Source organism: Devosia sp., from assembly GCF_041917035.1.
Taxonomy (GTDB): Bacteria; Pseudomonadota; Alphaproteobacteria; order Rhizobiales; family Devosiaceae; genus Devosia_A.
In genome coordinates this window covers 1-4,730 of the sequence record NZ_JAYRYM010000271.1, presented here as the reverse complement: position 1 = coordinate 4,730, position 4,730 = coordinate 1, and the positions used below count along the sequence as shown (strand labels likewise).

The following is a 4,730-nucleotide window of genomic DNA, read 5'->3' as shown; positions in this document are numbered from 1 at the left end:
CCGCAAGCGGCACTCGTGGATCCTCAATGTGGTGCTCGATACCTCGGCCTCCATGGGCGAGGACATCCCCGTGGCGCTCGGTGCCATCGCCGACTTCTCGGAAGCCGCCGGCATCGACGTCATCCGCATCGTCCAGTGCGACACCGTGGTGACCTCCGACGAGGAGCTGTCGACGGCCGAACTCGCGGAATATGCCATCAGCGGCTACGGCGGCAGCGACATGACGCCGGCCCTCGCCTCGCTCGCCGCCGATCCGCGCGTGAATGCCGTGGTGGTGATCACCGACGGCGAGATTTCCTATCCGGCGGAGGCGCCGCCCTTCGCCGTGCTGTGGGCGCTGCCGCGCGCCATGCCGAGCTTCCAGCCGTCCTATGGCCGGGTGGTGATCATGCAGAGAGGAGACAGGCCATGAAAGTCGTGCAGGAACTCGTCTCGTACTTCGACCGCAAGGGGACGCTCTCCCGGCGGCAGCTGCGCGACATCCTCGACAAGCACTACGTCGCCACCGATGCACCGGCGACGATGCACGGGCTGTGCGAGAAGGTGGGGGCGACCTATTATTTCCGCGTCACCGGTGTCACCGAAGGCCAGCTCTGGGGGACGGATATCTATTCGGGCGACTCGACCATCGGCGCCGCCGCCGTCCATCAGGGCCTGCTGAAGCCCGGCGAGACCAAGATTCTCAGGGTGAGCGTGGTTAACCCGCCGGACAGCTTTCCCGGGACCGAACGCAATGGCGTGACCAGCACCGAGTATGGCCGCTACCAGTACGCGTGGGAGCTATCGGTCATCTGACGGAGCCGGGCAGCGACGGGGGGCGGTTCCCTCCGTCGTGCACGCGGCCTAGCGTGGCGTCTTCCCCGGAGGAGACGCCATGACCGCATCCATGCCCGCCGCCATCCGCCACTGGCACGCTGTCGCCGAGGCACGCGACGTCGCCGGCCTCGACGCGCTTCTGGCGGAGGAGGCCATATTCGAGAGCCCGGTGGTCCATACCCCGCAGGTCGGCAAGGCGATCGCGACGCGATATCTGGCGGCGGCCTTCAAGGTTCTCAACAACGAGGCCTTCCACTACCCCAACCAGTGGTTCGGAGACCGCTCGGCAGTGCTGGAGTTCGCCACCGAGATCGACGGCATCGCCGTCAACGGCATCGACATGATCACCTGGGACGACAGCGACCGGATCACGCACTTCAAGGTGATGATCCGCCCACTCAAGGCGATCAACCTGGTGCACGAGAAGATGCGCGAGACATTGATGGCCATGGCCGGATCGAGGTGATCGGGGACGATGTAATTGCTGGTCATCTGCGAGACGATCTTGGAAATTAATAGTTCTAGAATAGTGCAACTACGGAACTGTGGTGGCATGACAACAGCTTGTCGCGATTGTTTCTGAGTGTTGGCAAGAATCGTTGCTGGTTTTCGACTCGACGGTATAGGGGTGATCCATAGCCACTGATTTGGGCTGAGGAGGATCAATATGCGTCGGGTTCTGGGTGGAGTTATTGCAGCGCTGTGTGTCGCCGGTTCGGCTTCGGCCGCGGATCTCGGCAGCCCGCGTATGCCTGTTGCGGCTGTGGCCGTTGCGCCGGCCGGGTTCAACTGGACCGGCTTCTACATCGGCGGCCATCTCGGGGTCGCCACGGTTTCGAGCGGCTACGACGCCTTCACGCCCTGGAACGGCTTCGCCGGCTTCGACATGCAGCGCATGGGCGGCTCGGCCCTGATGGGCGGCATGCAGATCGGCTACAATTATCAGGTCAACAGCCTCGTCCTCGGCCTCGAGGCCGACCTCTCGGCGGTCGGCTTCAAGCGGACCTCGACCACCTCGATTCTCCGCGGCGCGACCCCGGCCTTCGATCGCTCGCTCAGCTGGGTGGCGACGGTTGCACCCCGCCTTGGCTTCACCTTTGGCCGCGCCATGCTCTACGCCAAGGGCGGCCTCGCTCTCGGTGGCTTCTCCGTCGGCCATGACCAGAACAACAACTGGATCTCCGGTTCGTCCACTCGTATCGGCTGGACGGTCGGCGCTGGCCTCGAATACGCCATCACGCAGAACCTGACTGCCAAGCTCGAGTACAACTACATGAGCTTCGGCCGCTTCCGGATCGACATGACCGGTGCTCCGAACATCTGGGCGACCCAGCGCGGCGACGTCCATGCCGTGAAGGTCGGCGTGAACTACCTGTTCTCGACCGGACCGTCGGCCGTCGTCGCCCGCTACTGATCGCCGACAGACTTTCCATCAAAGGGAAGGGCCGCCTCAGCGAGGCGGCCCTTTTCGTCTGTCCGTAGCGATGTAGTCGTCTTCGCCGGGATGGCCGCCGCTCAGGCGGCGCGCAGGGCCTCCAGCACCTTCGTGGCCTGCGGCGACTCGATCGTGTGGATGATGCTGCGGCCGGATCGCCGGGAGGCGACAATGCCGGCATTGCGCAGGATGCCGAGATGGTGGCTCACGGCCGGGAGCCGCATGCCGGAGCGCCTGGCGATCGCCGTGCTCGAATGTTCGCCCTCGGTGAGGCAGCACAGGACGGCAAGCCGCTGTGCATGGGCCATGGCCTTCAGCAGGTGTTCGGCGCGTTCGGCCTGGGTGATCTGCACACCGCAAGTCATATCCATTGAGTGGATCCATCGTTCAGGAAGTTGAGAAACATTCTAAACGTCGGAGCCGATGGTGACCTTGCGCTGCCGCAAGCCACCTGACCTTGCAGGTCACGCGGCCACATCTCACATGAGGCGGCTTTGATGCGCCGGCTTAGCGATTGCAGACGGTCAGCGTCGAGACCGCCTGGCCGGCCGGGCGGAACTTCAGCACCTGCGACCCGCCGAGGAGCTGGCCGTTAGGCACCCAGTCGCCCGAGACCGTCATGGCGGGCGGCGTGGCCGTGCAGAGGCACGGACCGCAGTAGGTCACGGGCCGGGACATGGACTGGGCCGGCGACTGGCCGACGGTCGCGGCCTGGGCGGAGGCGAGGCCGGCGGCGAGGACGAGGCCGGTGAAGACGGAGCGGGCGAACATGGTGGTCTCCCTGAAGGTCGCGGCGTCATGTGGGCCGCTGGTCGATGAACTTGACCATGGGTCGCGACGGCTGGCGAAAAGGTTCAGGGAATTCTCTGGCGGTCAGCCGCGCGGCTGCGGCCTGCAGCTGGAGGCGATCCGGCGGGCCGGATCGTGGGGCATGAAGCGCAAGGTCACGCGCGCGCCCATCCGGCCCGTGGCCACCCAGTCGCCGGGCGTCGTCATGACGGGGCGATCCTCCTGGCAGAGGCATCCGGTGCAATAGAGAACGGAGGTTGCCGGCGCACGCGGGGCGTCGCCGGTGAGGCCGAGCGTCCCGGCCAGCGCGAGGGCTGCGGGGAAGAGGCTCGCGAGGGTCGTCAACGGCATGGCGAGGCCTGCCCTGTACGGGAGGGCGGTGCCGGCGGTTTGCCGGTCCTGACCCTGACATCGGTTGGACATCCCGGCGAGAGGCGCCATGTCGCCCGGGACTGCCACGAAGAGAGGCCCTGAAGCCGCTCACTTGATCATGGGTCGCAAGGCAGGGCGATTCGGTTCAACACAAAAACAAGGCCCGCCCGGTGAGGGGCGGGCCTGTGGCCGTCAGGCCTTGTCGTGGTCGCTCAGCGCAGCTCGGCGCAGAACTTCTGGATCTTCTCGCAGGCGGTGGTCAGCGTCTCGGTCGATTCCGCATAGGACAGGCGGAAGGCCGGTCCCAGGCCGAAGGCCGAGCCGTGGACGATGGCGACGCCCTCGCTCTCGACGAGCTCCATGGCGAAGTCCTCGTCGGTGGCGATGGTCTTGCCCGACGGAGCCTTCTTGCCGATCACCTCCTTGAGGGAGGGATAGACGTAGAAGGCGCCTTCCGGCGTCGGGCAGGAGAGGCCCTTGGCCTGGTTGAGCATCGACACCACCAGGTCGCGGCGCTGCTCGAAGGCCTTGCGGCGGACCGGGATGTAGTCCTGCGTGCCGTTCAGCGCCTCGACGCCCGCCCACTGGGCGATGGAGTTGGCGCCCGAGGTCTGCTGCCCCTGGACGAGGTCCATCGCCTTGATCAGGGCCTCGGGGCCGGCGGCGTAGCCGATGCGCCAGCCGGTCATCGAATAGGCCTTGGAGAGGCCGTTCATGGTCAGCGTGCGCTCGTAGAGGTTCGGCTCGACCTGGGCCGGCGTGGTGAAGGTGAACTCGCCGTAGACGAGATGCTCGTACATGTCGTCGGTGAGGATCCAGACCTGCGGGTGCTTCATCAGCACGTCGGTGAGCGCCTTCAGCTCGGCGCGGGTGTAGGCCGCGCCCGTCGGGTTCGACGGCGAGTTGAAGAGGAACCACTTGGTCTTCGGCGTGATCGCCTTGTCGAGCGCCTCGGCGGTCAGCTTGTAGTTGGTCTCGGGACCGGCGGAGACGAAGGTCGGCGTGCCGCCGCAAAGCGCCACCATCTCCGGATAGGAGACCCAGTAGGGCGCCGGGATCAGCACCTCGTCGCCGGGGTTCAGCGTCGCCATGAAGGCGTTGAACAGGACCTGCTTGCCGCCGGTGCAGACGATCGCCTGCTGCCACTTGTAGTCGAGGCCGTTCTCGCGCTTGAACTTGGCGACGATGGCCTGGCGCAGCTCGGTGATGCCGGAGACGGCGGTGTACTTCGTCTTGCCGTCGGCGATCGCCTTGATCGCGGCCATCTTGATGTTGTCCGGCGTGTCGAAGTCGGGCTCGCCGGCCGACAGCGAGATCA

8 protein-coding genes are annotated in these 4,730 nt (G+C 66.0%); 4 read left to right on the top strand and 4 right to left on the bottom strand.

Annotation, left to right across the window (positions count from 1 at the left end; translation table 11 throughout):
• The 4 genes from ACE3TU_RS19045 to ACE3TU_RS19030 form a co-directional block, all read left to right on the top strand.
• Positions 1-412 (top strand): VWA-like domain-containing protein (locus ACE3TU_RS19045; RefSeq protein ID WP_374627103.1); only part of this gene is annotated, 412 nt, incomplete at its 5' end.
• The gene (locus ACE3TU_RS19040) at positions 409-795 is read left to right on the top strand and encodes an LCCL domain-containing protein (protein WP_374627101.1); all 387 of its coding nucleotides are present in this window, start codon (positions 409-411) and stop codon (positions 793-795) included. The genes ACE3TU_RS19045 and ACE3TU_RS19040, both read left to right, overlap by 4 nt.
• Positions 796-874: 79 nt before the next feature.
• The gene (locus ACE3TU_RS19035) at positions 875-1,282 is read left to right on the top strand and encodes a nuclear transport factor 2 family protein (RefSeq protein ID WP_374627099.1); all 408 of its coding nucleotides are present in this window, start codon (positions 875-877) and stop codon (positions 1,280-1,282) included.
• A gap of 282 nt (positions 1,283-1,564) precedes the next feature.
• Positions 1,565-2,230 carry an outer membrane protein gene (locus tag ACE3TU_RS19030; RefSeq protein WP_374627097.1) on the top strand — a complete coding sequence of 222 codons (666 nt, stop codon included), beginning with the start codon at positions 1,565-1,567 and terminating at the stop codon, positions 2,228-2,230.
• Positions 2,231-2,331: 101 nt separating this feature from the next.
• Here ACE3TU_RS19030 and ACE3TU_RS19025 read toward each other — a convergent pair whose 3' ends face one another.
• The 4 genes from ACE3TU_RS19025 to ACE3TU_RS19010 form a co-directional block, all read right to left on the bottom strand.
• A complete protein-coding gene (locus ACE3TU_RS19025; protein ID WP_374627095.1) occupies positions 2,332-2,622 on the bottom strand; it encodes an ArsR/SmtB family transcription factor in 291 nt (96 codons plus the stop codon).
• A 136-nt stretch (positions 2,623-2,758) separates the two neighbouring features.
• Positions 2,759-3,022, bottom strand: coding sequence for a hypothetical protein (locus ACE3TU_RS19020; RefSeq protein ID WP_374627093.1), 264 nt, complete (start codon positions 3,020-3,022; stop codon positions 2,759-2,761).
• Positions 3,023-3,124: 102 nt separating this feature from the next.
• Positions 3,125-3,391, bottom strand: a complete 267-nt coding sequence (locus ACE3TU_RS19015; RefSeq protein ID WP_374627091.1) for a hypothetical protein — start codon at positions 3,389-3,391, stop codon at positions 3,125-3,127.
• A gap of 233 nt (positions 3,392-3,624) precedes the next feature.
• A partial coding sequence (locus ACE3TU_RS19010) for a pyridoxal phosphate-dependent aminotransferase (protein WP_374627089.1) occupies positions 3,625-4,730 on the bottom strand: 1,106 nt, incomplete at its 5' end.